Here is a 16,014-nt window from a genome sequence, read left to right on the forward strand (position 1 = left end):
AGTGGGGGGTCCCCTGACCGTTGTGGGTTTTCAACAACCCAGGGGCCGGTTTTTTCCGGGGCCCCGTGCCGTTTCCCTCTCCGACGACTTCGCACCCTGGGCCAGCCGGCCCGGGGTGCGGCCGTATCTGCGCCCGCTCGGGTCGGGCGACCATGCTCCTGGGGAACTGCCCCTGGCCGGCGGCCCGTTGTCCTTCGACCGGGTCGAGCTGATCCTCCGGGAGAGAGCAGAGTCCCCCCTCCCCCCGCGGGAGGGGGGCAGGGGGAGGGGGGGCTCTCCGCCAGAGCCGGCCCAGATTGTTCCAGACCAGCCCAAAGACGAAGGCGGATCACCTGCCCATTCGCGCGCAGACGCGCGCAGATCCCTCCCCCTATCCCCCTCCCGCAAGGGGAGGGGGGACGAGGAGAATAGTGTCCGCGCCGTCGCCGATCTTGCGAGCCTGCGCCGCTGGGCCGCCCGCCATGGCCTCGGTGCCGCGGTCGAGGATCGGCTCGACCGGCTCAGCCGGCCGCGGCCCGCCTTCGCCGGCATCTCCGTTGACCGGCCGCGGCTGATGGGCATCGTCAACGTCACGCCGGACAGCTTCTCCGACGGCGGCGACTTCGCCGATGCCGGGCGCGCGATCGCCCAGGGGCTGGCCCTGGCCGAGGCGGGGGCGGAGATCCTCGACATCGGCGGCGAATCGACCCGGCCCGGCTCCGCCCCGGTATCGCCGGAGCAGGAGATCGCCCGGATCGAGCCGGTGATCCGCGACCTGGCCGATCGCGGCCTGACCGTGTCGGTCGACACCCGCCATGCCGCGGTAATGCAGGCGGCACTGGCCGCCGGCGCCCGCATCGTCAACGACGTCACCGGCCTGACCGGCGACCCCGCCAGCCTGGGCGTCGTCGCCCGCGCCGGCTGCCCGGTGGTGCTGATGCACATCCAGGGCGAGCCGCGGACGATGCAGGAGAATCCGGTCTACGACGACGTCCTGCTCGACGTGTTCGACTGGCTGGAGCAGCGGGTGGCGGCCTGCGCCGCCGCCGGCATCCCGCCCGAGCGCATCGCCGTCGATCCGGGCATCGGCTTCGGCAAGAAGTCGCTGAGCCACAACCTGCCGCTGCTGCGCGGCCTGTCGCTGCTGCACGGGCTCGGCTGCGCGGTGCTGCTCGGCGCGTCGCGCAAGCGCTTCATCGGCACCCTGTCCGGCGCTGCGGACCCGAAGGCGCGGATGCCGGGGTCGATCGCGGTGGGGCTGTACGGCGTGGCGCTGGGGGTGCAAATCTTACGGGTGCATGACGTCGCCGAGACACGGCAGGCGCTGGCCGTGTGGTCGGCGCTGCAGGCGGGGACCGAGCTGGAGGCAGGGGATTAGATGACGCGCAAGCTGTTCGGGACCGACGGCATCCGCGGTCGCGCGAATGTCGAACCGATGACGGCTGAGACGGCGCTGAAGGTGGCGACGGCGGCGGCGGCGCAGTTCCGCCGCGGCGATCATCGCCACCTGGTGGTGATCGGCAAGGACACGCGCCTGTCCGGCTACCTTCTGGAACCGGCGCTGACCGCGGGCTTCATCGGCGCCGGCATGGACGTCACCCTGGTCGGGCCGATCCCGACCCCGGCGATCGCCATGCTGACCCGGTCGCTGCGTGCCGATCTCGGGGTGATGATCTCGGCCTCGCACAACCCGTTCGAGGACAACGGCATCAAGCTGTTCGGGCCGGACGGCTACAAGCTGTCGGACGAGGTCGAGCGCGAGATCGAGGACCGCATCGCCCAGCCGACCGACGACCAGCTGGCGGCACCGGCCCGGCTCGGCCGCGCCCGGCGGCTGGACGACGCCTCCGGTCGCTACATCGAATATGCCAAGAACACCTTCCCCAAGGGGCTGCGGCTCGACGGGCTCAAGGTGGTGGTCGACTGCGCCAACGGCGCCGCCTACAAGGTCGCCCCCGCGGTGCTGTGGGAGCTTGGGGCCGAGGTGATCAAGATCGGCGTGTCGCCGGACGGCCTCAACATCAACAAGGGCTGCGGCGCCACCGCGACCGACGTGATGCAGCAGGCGGTGGTGACCCATGGCGCCCATCTCGGCCTGTCGCTGGACGGCGACGCCGACCGGCTGATCATGGCCGACGAGACCGGCCGCCAGATCGACGGCGACCAGCTGATGGCGATGATCGCGCGCGACTGGTTCTCCGGCGGCCGCCTGGCCCAGCCGGCGGTGGCGGCGACGGTGATGTCCAACCTGGGCATGGAGCGGTTCCTCGGTGGGCTCGGCATCAGCCTGATTCGCACGGCCGTGGGCGACCGCTACGTGGTCGAGATCATGCGCGAGCGCGGCCTCAACCTCGGCGGCGAGCAGTCCGGCCACATCGTCATGAGCGACCATGCCACCACGGGCGATGGCCTGATCGCGGCGCTGCAGGTGCTGGCGGTGATCCAGCAATCCGGCCGGCCGTCGAGCGAGGTGTTCCGGGTGTTCGAGCCGATGCCGCAGCGGCTGCGCAGCGTCCGCTTCACGCCGGTGCCGGGCGCGCCGTCGCCGCTGGAGCAGGCGCCGGTCAAGCAGGCGATCGCCGCGGCCGAGGCCCGCCTCGGCAAGGACGGCCGCCTGCTGATCCGCAAATCGGGCACCGAGCCGGTGATCCGGGTGATGGCCGAGGGCGAGGATGCCGGGCTGATCGAGATCCTGGTCGGCGAGATCTGCGCCACGATCGAGACCGCGGCGGCGTGATCGCCATTTGCTCTCCTTGTCATTGCCGGGCTTGACCCGGCAATCTAGGGGCCATCAAGAGCCGTTCTGGAAAGCCCCTGGATCCTCGGGGCAAGCCCGAGGATGACAGTGAAATCAGGCGCGCTCCAAATACCGATTGACGGCGCCGGGCCGATCTCTATCCTCCGCGGCGGGCCACGTCCCCCCACCGGGACGCTGCTATCTGGAAGGATAGACATGACTGCGAGTGCGCTCGCCCCCATGCCCGGACTCCGTCCGCGCAACCCCAATTTCTCCTCCGGTCCCTGTGCCAAGCGTCCCGGCTGGTCGCTCGAGGCGCTGCAGCACGCCGCCCTCGGCCGGTCGCATCGCGCCGGCATCGGCAAGGCCAAGCTGGCCGACGTGATCGAGCGGTCGAAGCGCGTGCTGCGCATGCCCGCCGGCTGGCGCCTGGCCATCGTGCCGGGATCGGACACCGGCGCCGTCGAGATGGCGCTGTGGACCCTGCTCGGCGCCCGCGGCGTCGACCTGCTGGCCTGGGAAAGCTTCGGCGAAGGCTGGGTCACCGACGTCGTCAAGCAGCTCAAGCTGCCGGACGTCCGCACCTTCACGGCGCCCTATGGCGCGCTGCCGGACCTGGCGCAGGTCGATTTCGACCGCGACGTGGTGCTGACCTGGAACGGCACCACCTCCGGCGTGCGCCTCGCCAATGGCGACGCCATCCCGGCCGGCCGCCAGGGTCTGGTGATCTGCGACGCCACCTCGGCCGCCTTCGCCATGGACCTGCCCTGGGACAAGCTCGACGTCGTCACCTGGTCCTGGCAGAAGGTGCTGGGCGGGGAGGGGGCGCACGGCATGCTGGCCCTGTCGCCCCGCGCCGTGGAGCGGCTGGAGAGCTATACACCGGCCTGGCCGCTGCCGAAGGTGTTCCGCCTGACCTCCAAGGGCAAGCTGGCCGAGGGCCCGTTCAAGGGCGAGACCATCAACACCCCGTCGATGCTGTGCGTCGAGGATGCGATCGACGGCCTCGCCTGGGCCGAGGAGATTGGCGGCCTGGATAAGCTGATCGAGCGGTCGGAGAATAATCTCGCCGCCGTCGCCGCCTGGGTCGCGCGCACCCCCTGGGTCGACTTCCTGGCGGCGGATGCTTCGATCCGCTCCTGCACCTCGATCTGCCTGAAGATCGTCGACCCGGCGGTCACGGCGCTGGACGACGAGGCGCAGGCCGCGGTGCCGAAGAAGATCGCCTCGCTCTTGGAGAAGGAAGGCGTCGCCTTCGACATCAACGGCTATCGCGACGCGCCCCCGGGCCTGCGCATCTGGGGCGGCGCCACGATCGACACCGCCGATCTCGAGGCGCTGCTGCCCTGGCTCGACTGGGCGTTCGACCGCGCCCGGGCCGAGCTGAAGCTGGCCGCCTGACCTCTCCTTCCTGACAACGCCCTGCGCCTCGCCCCGCCATCGTTGCGGAGCGGCGAGGCACAGGTCCCCTTCGGAGCAAGACGATGCCCAAGGTTCTCATTTCCGACGCCCTGTCCCCGGCCGCTGTCGCCATCTTCCATGACCGCGGCGTCGATGTCGATGTCCGCACCGACCTGAAGCCCGAGGAGCTGAAGGCGATCATCGGCCAGTATGACGGCCTCGCCATCCGCTCGGCCACCAAGGTGACCAAGGAGGTGCTGGCCGCCGCGACCAACCTCAAGGTCGTCGGCCGCGCCGGCATCGGCGTCGACAATGTCGACGTCCCGGCCGCCACCCAGCGCGGCGTGGTGGTGATGAACACGCCCTTCGGCAACTCCATCACCACCGCCGAGCACGCTATCGCCATGATGTTCGCGCTGGCCCGGCAGCTGCCGGACGCCAACGCCTCGACCCATGCCGGCAAATGGGAGAAGTCCCGCTTCATGGGCGTCGAGCTGTTCGGCAAGACGCTGGGCCTGATCGGCTGCGGCAACATCGGCTCGATCGTCGCCGACCGCGGCGTCGGGCTGAAGATGAAGGTCATCGCCTACGACCCGTTCCTGTCGCCGGAGCGGGCGCTGGATTTGGGCGTGGAGAAGGTCGAGCTGGACGGGCTGTTCCAGCGCGCCGATTTCCTCACGCTGCACACGCCGCTGACCGACCAGACCCGCAACATCATCGACGCGGCGGCGATCGCGAAAATGAAGCCGGGCGTGCGCATCATCAACTGCGCCCGCGGCGGGCTGATCGTCGAGGACGACCTGCTGGCGGCGCTGAAATCCGGCCATGTCGCCGGCGCTGCGCTGGACGTCTTCGCGGTCGAGCCGGCGAAGGAGAGCGCCTTCTTCGGCCTGCCCAACGTGGTCTGCACCCCGCATCTCGGCGCGGCCACCAGCGAGGCGCAGGAGAATGTGGCGCTGCAGGTGGCCGAGCAGATCTCGGACTTCCTGCTGTCCGGCGCCGTGACCAACGCGCTGAACATGCCGTCGGTGACGGCGGAGGAGGCGCCGAAGCTGAAGCCGTATCTGGCGCTGGTCGAGCAGCTCGGCGGTTTCGCCGGCCAGATCACCGAGACCCGGCTGAAGGCGGTCAACATCACCTATGAGGGCGACGTCGCCCAGCTCAACACCCGGCCGATCACCAGCGTCATCCTGGCCGGGCTGCTGCGGCCGCTGCTGGACAGCGTCAACATGGTGTCGGCGCCGGTGGTGGCGCGGGAATACGACATCGACGTCAGCGAGACCAAGCGCGAGACCTGCGAGGACTACCACACGCTGGTGCGGCTGACCGTGACGACCGAGCGCCAGACCCGCAGCATTGCCGGCTCGCTCTTCGCCGGCACCAAGCCGCGGATCGTCGAGCTCGAGGGCATCTCGCTCGAGGCCGAGGTGGCGCGCAACATGCTGTTCGTGCGCAACGAGGACAAGCCGGGCTTCATCGGCCGCCTCGGCACCGTGCTGGGCGACGCCGGCATCAACATTGCCAACTTCAACCTCGGCCGCCGGCCGGAGGGCGGCAGCGCCCTGGCCCTGGTCTCGGTCGACAGCCCGGTGTCGGATGAGATCGTCAAGACCGTGCAGGGCCTGCCCAGCGTGGTCCAGGCCAAGGCGCTGAATTTCTGAAGGCGTTCTGCCTTCCCGCTGTCGTCATCCCCGCGAAAGCGGGGATCTCGTCATAATCGAGAGAGATCCCGTGTCTGCACCGCAGCACTGCGTGCCGCGGTGCGCACGGGATGACGTCCTATCCAACTATCAGCGGATCAGAACGGCGAGTCCGGGTAGTAGAACTCCTTGGCGTTGTCCTTGGTCACCAGCGTGGCGTCCAGGATGTAGCGGCCGCGCACCGGCAGGTGGTCATAGAGGTTGGCGGCGGTCAGGTCCATCGCCACCGCGACCATGGCCGGCGGGTACAGCACGTCGACCGGGATCATCTTGTCGCCGTCCATCACCTTCTTGACCATGTCCTTCATGCCGGCGCCGCCGACCACGAACTTGATGTCGGTGCGGTTGGCCTGCTGGATCGCCTCGAGCACGCCCACGGCCATGTCGTCGTCCTGGCACCACACCGCATCGATCTTCGGGAACTTGGCCAGGTAGTCCTGCATCACCTTGAAGGCGTCGTCGCGGCTCCAATTGCCGAACTGCTTGTCCAGCACCTTGATGCCGCTGCCGGCGATCGCCTCGTCGAAGCCCTTGATCCGCTCCTCGTCGATCACGATCGGCAGGCCGCGGATGACCACGACGTCGCCGGTGCCCAGCGTGTCCTTGATGTACTTGCCGGCGACGCGCCCCAGCTCCGGGTTGTTGCCGGCGACGTAGAGATCCTGGATCGACTGGTCGCTCAGCGCCCGGTCGACCACGGTGACGAAGACGCCCTTCGACTTCACCTGGCGGATCGGGTCGGTCAGCTCGTCGGAGTTGTGCGGCAGGGCCACCAGCGCGTCGATGCCCTGGGTGGTCAGGTCCTCCAGCGCATTGGCCTGGGAGGCGCCGTCCGGCGAGGTCTTGACGATCACCTTCAGCCCCGGATAGCGGGCCTCCAGCGCCTCCGCCTGCTGCTGCGCGTGGTAGACGACGCCGCCGGTCCAGCCATGGTCGGCGGCCGGGATCGACACGGCGATGGTCTTGCTCTCCTGCGCCTGGGCAGCGCCGAAGGCCGCCAGCAGGGCCACGGCCGCGAGGCCGATCATCTTGAAACGCATAAAATTCCTCCCCACGAATCGAGCCTGTCGCGAACGGGCGGCTCTGCCCCGCTACCCACCCGGCCGGCGCAGCAGCGACCGCTGCACCAGCATGGCGATGATGATGATGGCGCCCTGCACCGCGCCGATCAGGTACTCGCTGACCAGGTTGGACAGGGCCATGATGTTGCCGACGACCTCGAGGATCAGGGCGCCGCAGATCGTGCCCCAGATCCGGCCGATGCCGCCGCGCAGCGCGGTGCCGCCGACGACCACGGCGGTGATCGCCTGCAGCTCCCACAAGAGGCCGGTGGTCGAGGTGGCGGAGCCGAGCCGCGGCACATAGACCAGCACGGCCACGGCGACGCAGACGCCCTGGATCACATAGGTCAGGGTGCGGATGCGGTCGACGGCGATGCCGGAATAGCGGGCGACCTCCTCGTTCGACCCGACGGCGCGGACATGGCGGCCGAAGGCGGTGCGGTACAGCACGAAGGCGCCGAGCGCGCCGACCGCCAGGATCACCAGGATCGGCACCGGCACGCCGAACACCGTGCCGAAATAGACCGGGCGATACAGCGCCCGCAGGTCCGGCGCCTTCATCGCGATCGAGCCGCCCTCGGCGAGCCAGATCAGCAGGCCGCGGTAGATGCCCATGGTGCCGAGGGTGACGATGAAGGGCTCGATCCGCCCGACCGTGGTGATCAGCCCGTTGCCCAGGCCGCACAGCGCGCCGAGCACGATGGCGACGGCCATGGCCAGCGCGATCAGGCTGGCGCCGTCGCCCAGCGGCGCCGCGTTCATCAGCAGGATCATGGCACCGGCGACGAAGCCCGACATCGACCCGACCGACAGGTCGAGCCCGCCCGCGGTGATGACGAAGGTGGCGCCGATCGCGATGATGGCGATGAAGGCGCTGCGCGTGGCCACGTTCAGCAGGTTGTCGGCGCTGAGGAAGTTCGGGTTAAGCAGGGCGCCGACGACGATCAGCACGGCCAGCGCGGCGAAGGGCGCCGCGGTGCGGATGTCGAATTTGAAACCCCGTCCGGCGGGTGTCGTGGTGGTGCTGGTGCTCATGCGGTCCCCGTCGGCGCTTCCGCCGGTGCCATGGTTTTCACGCCGGTGGCGTAGGTCACGATCTCGTCCTCGGTCATCGCCTCGCCGGCGACCTCGCCGACGATGCGGCCGGACCGCATCACCAGGATGCGGTGGCACAGGCCGATCAGCTCCTGCATCTCCGAGGAGATGACGATCACCGACTTGCCCTGGGCCGCCAGCTCGGCGACGAAGCGGTAGATCTGCTGCTTGGTGCCGATGTCGATGCCGCGCGTAGGCTCGTCGATCACCACGATCTCCGGCTCCAGCAGCATCATCTTGCCCAGGAGCAGCTTCTGCTGGTTGCCGCCGGACAGCTGCCCGGCCAGCAGGTCGCGGCGCCGGGTGCGCACGTCGAAGGCGGCGATGGCGCGGTCCAGCTCCTGCCACTCCTTCGCCGTGTCGATCACCGGGCCGCGGGTGAAGCGCTTCAGCGCCGCCAGCGTCAGGTTGATGCGCAGATCCTGGGCCAGCAGCAGGCCTTTGCCCTTGCGGTCCTCGCTCAGATAGACGATGCCCGCCGCCATGCTGTCGCGCACCGTGGCGAAGCGCACCGGCCTGCCGTCACGGCGGACCTTGCCCTGGGCGGTGCGCAGCCCCAGGGCGCCCTCCAGCAGCTCGGTGCGGCCGGCGCCGACCAGCCCGGCGAAGCCCAGGATCTCGCCGCGCCGCAGCGTGAAGGAGACGTCCTCGGCGTAGCGCGGCACGGTCATGCCCCTGACCTCCAGCACCGGGTCGCCGGAAGGGGCGTCGGTGCGCGGCGGGTAGAGATTGGCCATGTCGCGGCCGACCATCATCCGCGCCATGTCGAGCGGCTGCAGCTCCGCAGCGGGCCGGGTGCCGACCAGCCGGCCGTCGCGCAGCACCGTCACCCGGTCGGCGATCGCCTTCACCTCCGGCAGCCGGTGCGAGACGTAGAGCACCCCGACACCCTTGGCGCGGATGTCGTGGATGACCTTGAGCAGCGCGTCGGTCTCATGCGAGGTCAGCGACGCCGTCGGCTCGTCGAAGATCACCACACTGTGCGGCACCAGCAGCGCCCGGGCGATCTGCACCAGCTGGCGCTGGGCGATCGACAGCTGGGCGACGACCACGGCCGGGTCGATCTCCGCCCCCAGCGAGCGCACAGCCTCGGCCGCGCGGGCGTTCATGGTGCGGTCGTCGACCGCGAGGCCGCGGCGCAGCTCGCGCCCCAGGAACAGGTTCTCGGCCACGGTCAGGTGCGGCGCCAGCAGGATCTCCTGATGCACCAGCACGATGCCGTGCCGCTCCGCATCCACCGGCCCGGCGAAGCGGATCGGCGCGCCGTTCATGCTGATGCTGCCGGCGGTCGGCTCGAGATGGCCGGCCAGGATCTTCATCAGCGTCGACTTGCCGGCGCCGTTCTCGCCGATCACGGCGTGGACCTCGCCCGGCTGCAGGTCGAAGCCGATCTCCTGCAGCACGGCCACGGTGCCGAAGGTCTTGCCGAGGCCCTGGACGGACAGCACCGGGCCGGGAGCAGGGGAGGCGGTCATGGCATGTTGTCCCGGATGAAGATGTCGATCCGGATCCGCTCCTGGTCCGGCACGATCGGCACGCCCTCGCGCAGCGCCAGCAGCACCCGGATGCTGCTGCGCGCCATGTGGCCGGGGTCCTGGTTGATGACGGCGTCGATGGTGCCGCGGATCAGGTGGCGGCGGGTGAACTCGGTCAGCTCATGGCCGATGAAGACGATGTCGCGGGCGCGGCCGGTCGCCTCCAGCGCCGCGACCACGCCCTGCTGGCCGCCGCCGACATTGTAGAGCCCGACCAGGTCCGGGTTCTCGTCCAAGAGGGTGCGGGCGGCAACCTCGACCCGGGCGGCGTCGTCGCGCGCCTCGCGCAGCGGCAGCACTTCGAGCTGGGGATACTCGCGGGCGATGATCTGTTCGAAGCCGAATTGCCGCTCGATATGGTCGCGCAGCTGCAGCGAGCCGGCGATCAGCCCGACCTTGCCGCGGCGCGGGCCCAGGAAGCGGCCCATCAGGCTGGCGGCGGTGCGGCCGGCGGCATGGTTGTCGAGGCCGACATAGTGGCGCCGCTTGGTGCCGGGCAGGTCGGAGACCAGCGTGACCGCTATGGTGCCGCGGGCGGCCAGGGTCTTCAGGGCCTCGACCACGGCCGGGTGGTCCAGCGCCACCACGGCGACGCCATCGATCTTCGTCGGCAGCGCCTCCAGCGCCTCGGCCAGGGCCCCGCCGTCGAAGACGTCGACCAGCAGCATCTCGATCGCCACCCGCTCGGCCTCGTAGCGGCGGGCGAGGGTGCGGAACTCGTGTTCCAGCGAGTGCATGAAGTCGTTGTTGCCGACCGGCAGCACCACGGTGAAGCGGAAATCGCGCGCCCGCGACAGGCGCGAGGCCAGCCGGTCCGGCTCATAGTGCAGCTTTTCGACCGCCGCCTTCACGCGGTCGACCATGCGCGCATGGGTGCCGGCACGTCCGTTCAGCACGCGATCGACGGTCGCGACGCTGACGCCGGCTTCCCGTGCGACGTCTTGCAGCGTCGTCCTGGCCACGGAAGCCCCTCCCTGGATTGAAGGGATACCATCAAAATTTGATGAAGGGAAATCAAACCGGGTGAGAGGGCATGCCACTCCCATTGGCCGTCATTCCCGCGAAAGCGGGAATCTCTTGCCGGTCGAGGCGTGACGAGATCCCCGCTTTTGCGGGGATGACGGGTTCTTTTTGGGTGCGATAAGGGCTACCGCCCGACCAGACACCCGTGCAGAAAGATCTCCACCGCCTCGTCGACCTGATGCTCGGTCTCGGCCGCCATCGGCAGAGGGGCGACGCCGAGCGTGGCGGCGCGCAGTGGCTCGGCGATCGCCATCGAGACCAGCATCCGGGCGGTTTCCATGGCATCGTCGAAGCGCAGCACACCATGCCGGCGCTGGGTCTCCAGCCAGGCTGCCAGCGCCTCGGCGTTGCGCACCGGGCCGGCCTGGTAGAAGGCCTGCGCCATGGCCGGGAAGCGCAACGACTCGGCGAAGACCAGCCGGTTCAGCGCCACCGTCTCCTCCGACAGCACCAGCCGCGCCAGCTCCTGCAGGAACTGGCGCAGCGCCTGCTTCGCCGCTGCCGGATCCGGGCCGGCATCGCGCCCGATCGGCGACCGCAGCGCCTCCGACCGGGCATCGATCACCGCCTCGAGCAGATGCTCCTTGGTGTCGACGAAGCGGTAGATCGTCTTCTTCGACACGCCGGCCGCCTGGGCCACCGCCTCCATGCTGGTGCCGCCGAAGCCGTTGGCCAGGAACATCCGGGTCGCCGCCTCCAGGATCAGGCGCAAGGTCTCCTCGTCGCTGCGCTGCTGCGGCCGCCCGCGCGACCGTTTCGGCGTTTCCTGCATGTCTGGTCCCTCGGTCGCGCATTTGCGCATTTCGCCTCCATCTCCCATCTTTGGGTGGAAACCGTCAAGTTTCCTAAATCGCCACGACGATCCCGCCGCTCTCGATGACGGCCGGCGCCCGGCGGTTCCGGCTTTGGAGGGCACACATGACGCATCAGGTTCAGCCGGCCCAGCTCCGCACCGCCCCGGCGCCGGAGGCCAGCGAGACCCCGGCCGCGCCGGCGCCGCGCCGCCGTATCGGCAAGAGGCTCCTGCTGCTGCCGTTGGGGGTGATCGTCCTGGCCGGCGCCGCGTGGTTCGGCTGGAACTGGTGGACCGTCGGCCGGTTCCAGGAATCGACCGACGACGCCTATGTGCAGGCCGATTCGACCACCATCGCGCCGAAGGTGTCCGGCTACATCGCCGAGGTGCTGGTCCAGGACAACCAGGCGGTGACGGCCGGCCAGCCGCTGGCCCGGATCGACGACCGCGACTATGCCGTGGCGCTGGACCAGGCCAAGGCCAACGTCCTGGCCGCCCAGGCCGACATCGCCGATGCCGACGCCGCGATCCAGCAGCAGGCCGCGGCGATCGAGCAGGCCCGCGCCACCGTCGGGGTCGACCAGGCGGCGCTGACCTACGCCCAGCAGCAATTCGACCGCTACACCGCCCTGGCGCGGACCGGCAATGGCAGCGTGCAGAACGCGCAGCAGATGACCGCCAATGTCCAGTCGGCGACGGCGACGCTGCAGCGCGACCAGGCGGCGGTGACCGCGTCGGAGAAGCAGCTCGAGGTGCTGCGCGCGCAGCTGGAGAAGGCGAAGGCGGCGCTCGCGGCCGACCAGGCGGCGCAGCGCCAGGCCGAGCTGAACCTCGGCTACACCACCATCACGGCGCCGGTCGCCGGCACGGTCGGCAACCGCAGCCTGCGGGTCGGCCAGTACGTCCAGGCCGGCACCCAGCTGATGGCCGTGGTGCCGCTGGCCGAGACCTATGTCGTCGCCAACTTCAAGGAGACGCAGCTGACCGACGTGCATCCGGGCCAGCCGGTCGACATCTCGGTCGACACCTTCCCGGACGCCGACATCCACGGCCATGTCGACAGCCTGTCGCCGGCCAGCGGCCAGGAATTCGCCCTGCTGCCGCCGGACAACGCCACCGGCAACTTCACCAAGATCGTCCAGCGCATCCCGGTGAAGATCGTGCTGCAGCGCGACGACCCGCTGGCGGGCGAGCTGCGGCCCGGCATGTCGGTGATCGCCACGATCGATACGAAGCAGGACGCCGCTAAGGCGCAGTGAGCGCCGCGGCCGGAGGGCCACGATCATGTCGTCCGCAACCACCACCGCCGGCGCCCCACCCGCCGACCGCGCCAGCCTGACCACCTGGATCTCGGTGTTCTCCGGCCTGCTCGGCGCCTTCATGGCGGTGCTGAACATCCAGATCACCAATGCCTCGCTGCCGCAGATCGAAGGCGGCATCGGCACCGGCGTCGACAACGGCGCCTGGATCTCGACCTCCTACCTGATCGGCGAGATCATCGTCATCCCGCTGACCGCCTATCTCAGCCAGGTCTTCTCCTTCCGCCGCTTCCTGCTGGTCAACACCACGCTGTTCCTGGCGTTCTCGGTGGCCTGCGCCTTCGCCGCCAATCTCGGCGAGATGATCCTGCTGCGCGGCATCCAGGGCTTCACCGGCGGCGTGCTGATCCCGATGGCCTTCACTTTGGTGATGACCAAGCTGCCGCTGTCGCAGCGGCCGATGGGCATGGCGCTGTTCGCCATCACCGCCACCTTCGCGCCGGCGATCGGCCCCACCATCGGCGGCTGGCTGACCGACAATTACGGCTGGGAATACATCTTCTACATCAACCTGGTGCCGGGCGGCTTCATGCTGGCCGGGCTGGCCGCGACGCTGGAGCGCGAGCCGATGCGGCTCTCCCTGCTGAAGGAAGGCGACTGGTTCGGCATCGCCGCCATGGCGATCGGTCTCGCCGCGCTGCAGACGGTGCTGGAGGAGGGCAACAAGGACGACTGGTTCGGCTCGACCTTCATCGTCCGGCTCACCGTCATCGCCGTCGTCGCCCTGTCGCTGTTCATCTGGATCGAGCTGCGGGTGGCCAAGCCGGCGGTCGACCTGCGGCTGCTGCTGCGCCGTAACTTCGGCTTCGGCACGCTGGCCAACGTCTTCCTCGGCTTCGCCCTGTACGGCAGCGCCTATCTGCTGCCGCAATACCTGGCCCAGGTGCAGGGCTATGATTCGCAGCAGATCGGCGAGGTGATGGCCTGGACCGGCCTGCCGCAGCTGCTGATCATCCCGCTGGTGCCGATGCTGATGGGGCGGGTGGACGGCCGCTGGCTGGTGGCCGGGGGGCTGCTGGTCTTCGCCGGCAGCTGCTTCATGAACATCCACATGTCGCTGGTCTATGGCAGCGACCAGCTGCTGGTGCCGAACATCGTCCGCGCCATCGGCCAGGCGGTGGTGATGGCGCCGCTGTCGGCCATCGCCATGGCCGGCATCGCCCGGCACGAATCGGCCGCGGCCTCGGGCCTGTTCAACATGCTGCGCAACCTCGGCGGCGCCTTCGGCACCGCGCTCTTGGGCACCATCGTGACCAAGCGCGAGCAGTACCACTCCAACATCATCGGCCAGTCGGTAACGCTGTTCCGGGAGGAGACGCGGACCCGGATCGACCAGCTGACCCAGTATTTCATGGCCAGCGGCGTGTCCGACCCGGCCACCGCCAAGCACCAGGCGATCATCGCCATCGGCCAGACCGTGCGGGCGCAATCGCTGGTGATGGGCTTCAGCGACACCTTCGCCGTGCTGGGCGTGATCCTGCTGGCCTCCGCCGCCTGCGTCTTCATCATGCGCAAGGGCGCCGGCGGCGGGGGAGGGGGAGCACATTGAGTAGGTTGGGTTCGCGCAAGCGAACCCAACGCTCGTTCACCGGATGAAGGTGTTGGGTTCGCCCGGAGGCGAACCCCACCTACGGGAATGGCTGACTAGTTGACGAGTTTGCGGTACAGGTGCCAGGTGGCGTGGCCGAGCACCGGCATGACCACGATCAGCCCGACGAACAGCGGGATCGAACCGACCACGAGGCCGGCGGCGACGATCAGGCCCCAGGCCGCCATCGGGATCGGGTTGGCGGCCACGGCGCGGACCGAGGTCCAGATCGCGGTGTCGGCGCCGACGTCGCGGTCGAGCAGCAGCGGGAACGACACCACGCCGATCGCCATCGCCGCCACGGCGAAGACCAGGCCGACGCCGCAGCCGACCACGATCAGGGTCCAGCCCGCGGTGGTGCCGAACACCTCGTCCAGGAACAGGCCGAGCGAGGCCGGCTCGTCCGGGCCGAGCGTGGCGTTGTAGATGACGTTGGCCATCACCATCCACAGCACGAAGATCGCCGCCAGGATGGCGCCGACCATCAGGATGACGCCGAAGCGGGGCGTGCGCAGCACGCCGAAGGCGGCGCCCCAGCTGGACGGCTGGCCCAGCTCGCGCCGCCGGCTCATCTCATACAGGCCGATCGCGGCGAAGGGCCCGATCAGGGCGAAGCCCGAGGCCAGCGGGAACAGGAGCGGGATCATGTCCTGCCCGACCATGGCCCGCGCCAGCACCAGCCCGACCACCGGATAGATCAGGCAGAGATACAGCACGTCGGTGCGGTAATGGCCGAAATCCTCGAAGCCCTTGGCCAGGGCGTCGCGCAGGTCCCGCAGCCCGATGCGGTGCACCGCCGGGGCCAGGACGTTGGGGTTCTCCTCGGCGTGGAAGACGGTCTGGCTGCCGGTGCGCAAGGCGTGGCTGCCGAATTTGAGCTGGTCCGCTCCCCACTCCAGGGGGTTTCGGATGGTCATGTCCGTTCCTCCCGAACTTCAGGGGGCACGCGTCGACCGTGGCAGTGCGGCCGGGATGGCCGCCGGTCACGCCGACGCGACCCGCCATGGACCAAAGTATAACCCGGCTGCGACATTCCGTCCCCTGTCTTTGTCGGGCAACGTGAAGCAGCTGAAATAGGGGCGAATCGCGCGGCCCTTGAAGGCCGCGGCGGAAAGCCGGAGTATCGTGGCGTCGGCAACGTCCGATGCAGCCGGCGTCCAGCCAGGAGGAAGCGTGATGATGCGTTCGACCCTGATCGGTGCACTCGCCTTGATGGCCTTGACCGCCGCGGCCCGGGCCGATGGCGACCCGGCCGCCGGCGAGAAGGTGTTCACGCAGTGCAAGGCCTGCCACCAGATCGGCGAGACCGCCAAGAACGGCGTCGGGCCGAATCTGAACGGCCTGTTCGGCCGCCATTCCGGCTCGGTCGAGGGCTACAATTACTCCGACGCCAACAAGAACTCCGGCATCACCTGGGACGAGACGGTGTTCCGGGAATACATCAAGGCCCCGCGAACCAAGATCCCGGGCACGAAGATGGCGTTCGTCGGCTTGAAGGACGACCAGAAGATCACCGATCTGATCGCCTTCCTCAAGCAGTACGCCGCCGACGGCAAGAAAAACTGAGGCGGCGGCTGCGGCTGCCGACATCGGTTGACAATCAAGCGGGCTGACCCGCATCATCAATTTACAGGCCAAGGCCGGACAAGTCTGATGCTGCAAGGGTCGTCTCCGCGTCGACCGTGACGCGGGACGGCCGGGCCAGACGGAGAAGCCGGCCGGCCTCGACAAGTGCGAAGGCCGTCATCCATGACGATGTGGCCACTATCAGGGGGAAACCGCC

General features: G+C 69.3%; 13 protein-coding genes. 7 read left to right on the plus strand and 6 right to left on the minus strand.

Annotated features, from left to right (window positions below):
• Nucleotides 1-553 precede the first annotated feature (553 nt).
• The 4 genes from folP (at nucleotide 554) to serA (ending at nucleotide 5,778) form a co-directional block, all read left to right on the plus strand.
• A complete protein-coding gene (gene folP, locus AAHM41_RS18450) occupies nucleotides 554-1,357 on the plus strand; it encodes a dihydropteroate synthase (RefSeq protein ID WP_342238031.1) in 804 nt (267 codons plus the stop codon).
• The gene (glmM, locus tag AAHM41_RS18455) at nucleotides 1,358-2,716 is read left to right on the plus strand and encodes a phosphoglucosamine mutase (protein ID WP_342238032.1); all 1,359 of its coding nucleotides are present in this window, start codon (nucleotides 1,358-1,360) and stop codon (nucleotides 2,714-2,716) included.
• Nucleotides 2,717-2,956: 240 nt separating this feature from the next.
• Entirely contained in the window at nucleotides 2,957-4,117 is a 1,161-nt protein-coding gene (locus AAHM41_RS18460; protein ID WP_342238033.1) for a phosphoserine transaminase, read from the plus strand.
• An 83-nt stretch (nucleotides 4,118-4,200) separates the two neighbouring features.
• Complete coding sequence (gene serA / locus AAHM41_RS18465) at nucleotides 4,201-5,778, plus strand: phosphoglycerate dehydrogenase (RefSeq protein WP_342238034.1); 1,578 nt, start codon at nucleotides 4,201-4,203, stop codon at nucleotides 5,776-5,778.
• Between the two features lie 137 nt (nucleotides 5,779-5,915).
• Here serA and AAHM41_RS18470 read toward each other — a convergent pair whose 3' ends face one another.
• The 5 genes from AAHM41_RS18470 to AAHM41_RS18490 all read right to left on the minus strand — a co-directional run bounded on the left by AAHM41_RS18470 (nucleotide 5,916) and on the right by AAHM41_RS18490 (nucleotide 11,303).
• Nucleotides 5,916-6,857 carry an ABC transporter substrate-binding protein gene (locus tag AAHM41_RS18470; RefSeq protein ID WP_342238035.1) on the minus strand — a complete coding sequence of 314 codons (942 nt, stop codon included), beginning with the start codon at nucleotides 6,855-6,857 and terminating at the stop codon, nucleotides 5,916-5,918.
• Between the two features lie 51 nt (nucleotides 6,858-6,908).
• Complete coding sequence (locus tag AAHM41_RS18475) at nucleotides 6,909-7,913, minus strand: ABC transporter permease (protein ID WP_342238036.1); 1,005 nt, start codon at nucleotides 7,911-7,913, stop codon at nucleotides 6,909-6,911.
• Entirely contained in the window at nucleotides 7,910-9,448 is a 1,539-nt protein-coding gene (locus AAHM41_RS18480; protein ID WP_342238037.1) for a sugar ABC transporter ATP-binding protein, read from the minus strand. Before AAHM41_RS18480 ends, AAHM41_RS18475 begins: the two co-directional genes overlap by 4 nt.
• Nucleotides 9,445-10,470 carry a LacI family DNA-binding transcriptional regulator gene (locus AAHM41_RS18485; RefSeq protein WP_342238038.1) on the minus strand — a complete coding sequence of 342 codons (1,026 nt, stop codon included), beginning with the start codon at nucleotides 10,468-10,470 and terminating at the stop codon, nucleotides 9,445-9,447. The genes AAHM41_RS18480 and AAHM41_RS18485 overlap by 4 nt, the downstream gene beginning before the upstream one ends.
• A 185-nt stretch (nucleotides 10,471-10,655) precedes the next feature.
• The gene (locus AAHM41_RS18490) at nucleotides 10,656-11,303 is read right to left on the minus strand and encodes a TetR/AcrR family transcriptional regulator (RefSeq protein WP_342238039.1); all 648 of its coding nucleotides are present in this window, start codon (nucleotides 11,301-11,303) and stop codon (nucleotides 10,656-10,658) included.
• A gap of 146 nt (nucleotides 11,304-11,449) precedes the next feature.
• Between AAHM41_RS18490 and AAHM41_RS18495 the strand changes: the two genes are divergently transcribed.
• Nucleotides 11,450-12,583: an HlyD family secretion protein gene (locus tag AAHM41_RS18495; RefSeq protein ID WP_342238040.1), complete on the plus strand. Its 1,134-nt coding sequence runs from the start codon at nucleotides 11,450-11,452 to the stop codon at nucleotides 12,581-12,583.
• Nucleotides 12,584-12,608: 25 nt separating this feature from the next.
• Nucleotides 12,609-14,192, plus strand: a complete 1,584-nt coding sequence (locus AAHM41_RS18500; protein ID WP_342238041.1) for an MDR family MFS transporter — start codon at nucleotides 12,609-12,611, stop codon at nucleotides 14,190-14,192.
• Nucleotides 14,193-14,287: 95 nt separating this feature from the next.
• Here AAHM41_RS18500 and AAHM41_RS18505 read toward each other — a convergent pair whose 3' ends face one another.
• Nucleotides 14,288-15,148, minus strand: coding sequence for a DUF2189 domain-containing protein (locus AAHM41_RS18505; protein ID WP_342238042.1), 861 nt, complete (start codon nucleotides 15,146-15,148; stop codon nucleotides 14,288-14,290).
• Between the two features lie 259 nt (nucleotides 15,149-15,407).
• Between AAHM41_RS18505 and AAHM41_RS18510 the strand changes: the two genes are divergently transcribed.
• Nucleotides 15,408-15,797, plus strand: a complete 390-nt coding sequence (locus AAHM41_RS18510) for a c-type cytochrome (protein ID WP_342238043.1) — start codon at nucleotides 15,408-15,410, stop codon at nucleotides 15,795-15,797.
• Nucleotides 15,798-16,014: the final 217 nt, after the last annotated feature.

This window comes from Inquilinus sp. OTU3971 (assembly GCF_038440215.1).

What these genes read in the sequence shown, in the direction of transcription:
- folP (WP_342238031.1), top strand. Translation starts at nt 554, where the DNA reads ATGGGCATCGTCAACGTCACGCCGGACAGCTTCTCCGACGGCGGCGAC.
- glmM (WP_342238032.1), top strand. Translation starts at nt 1,358, where the DNA reads ATGACGCGCAAGCTGTTCGGGACCGACGGCATCCGCGGTCGCGCGAAT.
- AAHM41_RS18460 (WP_342238033.1), top strand. Translation starts at nt 2,957, where the DNA reads ATGCCCGGACTCCGTCCGCGCAACCCCAATTTCTCCTCCGGTCCCTGT.
- serA (WP_342238034.1), top strand. Translation starts at nt 4,201, where the DNA reads ATGCCCAAGGTTCTCATTTCCGACGCCCTGTCCCCGGCCGCTGTCGCC.
- AAHM41_RS18470 (WP_342238035.1), bottom strand. Translation starts at nt 6,857, where the DNA reads ATGCGTTTCAAGATGATCGGCCTCGCGGCCGTGGCCCTGCTGGCGGCC.
- AAHM41_RS18475 (WP_342238036.1), bottom strand. Translation starts at nt 7,913, where the DNA reads ATGAGCACCAGCACCACCACGACACCCGCCGGACGGGGTTTCAAATTC.
- AAHM41_RS18480 (WP_342238037.1), bottom strand. Translation starts at nt 9,448, where the DNA reads ATGACCGCCTCCCCTGCTCCCGGCCCGGTGCTGTCCGTCCAGGGCCTC.
- AAHM41_RS18490 (WP_342238039.1), bottom strand. Translation starts at nt 11,303, where the DNA reads ATGCAGGAAACGCCGAAACGGTCGCGCGGGCGGCCGCAGCAGCGCAGC.
- AAHM41_RS18495 (WP_342238040.1), top strand. Translation starts at nt 11,450, where the DNA reads ATGACGCATCAGGTTCAGCCGGCCCAGCTCCGCACCGCCCCGGCGCCG.
- AAHM41_RS18500 (WP_342238041.1), top strand. Translation starts at nt 12,609, where the DNA reads ATGTCGTCCGCAACCACCACCGCCGGCGCCCCACCCGCCGACCGCGCC.
- AAHM41_RS18505 (WP_342238042.1), bottom strand. Translation starts at nt 15,148, where the DNA reads ATGACCATCCGAAACCCCCTGGAGTGGGGAGCGGACCAGCTCAAATTC.
- AAHM41_RS18510 (WP_342238043.1), top strand. Translation starts at nt 15,408, where the DNA reads ATGATGCGTTCGACCCTGATCGGTGCACTCGCCTTGATGGCCTTGACC.